The organism is Brevundimonas sp. CURTG3B2_SDJG (genome assembly GCF_057364705.1).
In genome coordinates, this window is sequence record NZ_JBNFOJ010000409.1 from 1 (window position 1) to 1995 (window position 1995).

A 1995-nucleotide genomic window follows, 5' to 3' on the forward strand; every position below is an offset into this window, starting at 1 on the left:
CAGACGCCGGAGCCGGCCACCATCGCCCGCCTGCTGACCGAGGAGCAGCGCCAGGCCGCCCGCGCGCTGGGCCTCGCCATACGCCTGGCCTGCGACCTGTCCGGCCGTTCGGCCCAGCTGCTGGTCAACGCCCGCGCCACGGCGACGGGCGGCGTCCTGGGCCTGGGCGCGGCCCCCGGCTACGCCGACGTGCTGCTGGGCGAACAGACCCGCCGCCGGGGCAAGGCGCTGGCGGAGGCGCTGGGGTTGAAGCTGGAAATCAGCGGACGGGACTGACTTCTCCGCTCATTCCCGCGAAGGCGGGATAAGCGGGTCAATAGCCAACCAAGTTTAGGTCGGCATCCATTGCGATCGCCGAAGATCCGGCTCTTGTTCCGTCATGGCCGGGCTTGTCCCGCCATCCATAGCCGCTGGAGATGGCCAAGCGATCTTGCTTGCACCTTCGGCGTTCGTGGCTTCCCGGCACATGGCCGGGAATGATGGATATCGATTTGAACCTAGTCCCCCATCCACCAGCGCAGGCGGACCGGCTGGGGCCGGCCGTCGCCGATCTTCAGCGAGCCGGTCAGCACCGTCCCCTCGTCGCCCAGGTTCCGGCGCGCGGTGGCTAAGGCGCCCTGGTCCAGGCGCCCGTCGAAGATCACCGTCCCCAGCTCCGCCGACCGCCCTTCGAACCGCACCTGGGCGTCGTTGACCGTGAAGCGCGTCGGCAGGACGCGCGCGGTCACGCTGCGCGCCTCGCCGATCTCGGTCTGGACCACCGGGCTGGTCGCGTCCTCGAACTGCAGCATGACCGGGGCGAAGGTCGCGTTCTTGTCGCCCGCCCGCCAGTCGGCGAACTCCGCGGCCTGGCCCAGGAAGACGTGGTCCAGGGTCCACTTGCCCGACCGCACCGGATCCAGCGGCAGGTAGTAGCCGGAGACGTCGCCGCTGGCCGCATAGGCCGAAGCCGCGGCCGTCGGCGTCGCGCCGGCGCCCGTCTTGCGTTCGGCGGGGTCCTCGCAGGACGCCAGTACGGCGGCGGTCAGGACGACGGTCAGGGCCGTGGCGATGCGCATGGAAGTTTCCTCGATCCCTTCAAGCTGCGGCGGGACGGGCCGGCTGTCGAGCCTCTAGCGGTCCAGCGCCCGGTCCAGCGCGCGGAAGGCGGCGATCGACAGGTTGGTCGCGCTGACGAACACCGACGGCGTGATCCGCTCGAAATCATCCGAGGGTCGGTGATAGTCGGCGTGATAGTTCACCCCCAGGTACAGGAACGGCACCTGGGCGCGGTAGAAGGCGCCGTGATCGGAAGCCTCGACCCAGTTGTCCTCGCCGGTGTCCTGCGGCGTGTCCTTGCCGAACGCCAGCGCCACCGCCCCGTCGGCGGGGATCGGCTCCAGGATGGGCCGGAACTGCGGGTTCTGATAGGTGCCGGTGACCCAAAGCTTGCCGTCGGTCTCGGCTCGCGCCGTCATGTCGAAATTCAGGTTCATGGCGATCGAGGCCAGGGGCACCGGCGGCGCCTCGACGAAATGCTTGGCCCCCAGCAGGCCCCGCTCCTCGCCGTCCAGCGCCACGATCAGCACGCTGTGCTCCGGCGCCTGGCGCTTCAGCTCGGCGGCCAGGGCCAGCATCGTCGCCACGCCCGAGGCGTTGTCGTCGGCCCCGTTGTAGATCTGCCCGTCGTTGGTCCCCACGTGGTCGTAGTGGGCGGTCACGACGATGTATTTGTCCGTCGCCCGCGTGCCGGGGATCAATCCGATGACGTTCACGCCGTCGTAGGTCTTGGGACCCGAGCGCGTGCGGCCAGTCATTTCCCAGGGCTGCAGTCGGCCCATCGGAGGCGCGGCCACGCCCAGCGCCTCCAGCCGGCCCACGATGTAGTTGCGCGCCATCTCGCCACCGGCGGACCCGGTGTCGCGCCCGGCCATTTCGTCCGAGGACAGGATGCGGACATCCCTCCAGCAGCGCGCCTGGAAGGCCGCGCGGGGGCGCGCACCGGCGGTCGCCGGC

The 1995-nt window shown here is 70.3% G+C and carries 2 protein-coding genes and 1 pseudogene; 1 reads left to right on the forward strand and 2 read right to left on the reverse strand.

Features of this window, described 5'->3' with window-relative positions; all coding sequences use genetic code 11:
- Positions 1–276 (forward strand): annotated as a pseudogene (locus tag AC2W7C_RS17205) (Ppx/GppA family phosphatase); the annotation flags it as partial.
- Between the two features lie 221 nt (positions 277–497).
- Here the strand turns inward: AC2W7C_RS17205 and AC2W7C_RS17210 are convergent.
- Together AC2W7C_RS17210 and AC2W7C_RS17215 are read right to left on the reverse strand one after the other, a co-directional pair.
- Positions 498–1058, reverse strand: coding sequence for a hypothetical protein (locus tag AC2W7C_RS17210; RefSeq protein ID WP_486002462.1), 561 nt, complete (start codon positions 1056–1058; stop codon positions 498–500).
- A gap of 54 nt (positions 1059–1112) precedes the next feature.
- Positions 1113–1995, reverse strand: an 883-nt coding sequence (locus AC2W7C_RS17215) for a M20/M25/M40 family metallo-hydrolase (protein ID WP_486002463.1), incomplete at its 5' end; no start/stop codon positions are given.

Bases quoted from the DNA above. Each gene is read 5' to 3' on its own strand.
- AC2W7C_RS17210 (WP_486002462.1), bottom strand. From the start codon at position 1,058: ATGCGCATCGCCACGGCCCTGACCGTCGTCCTGACCGCCGCCGTACTG.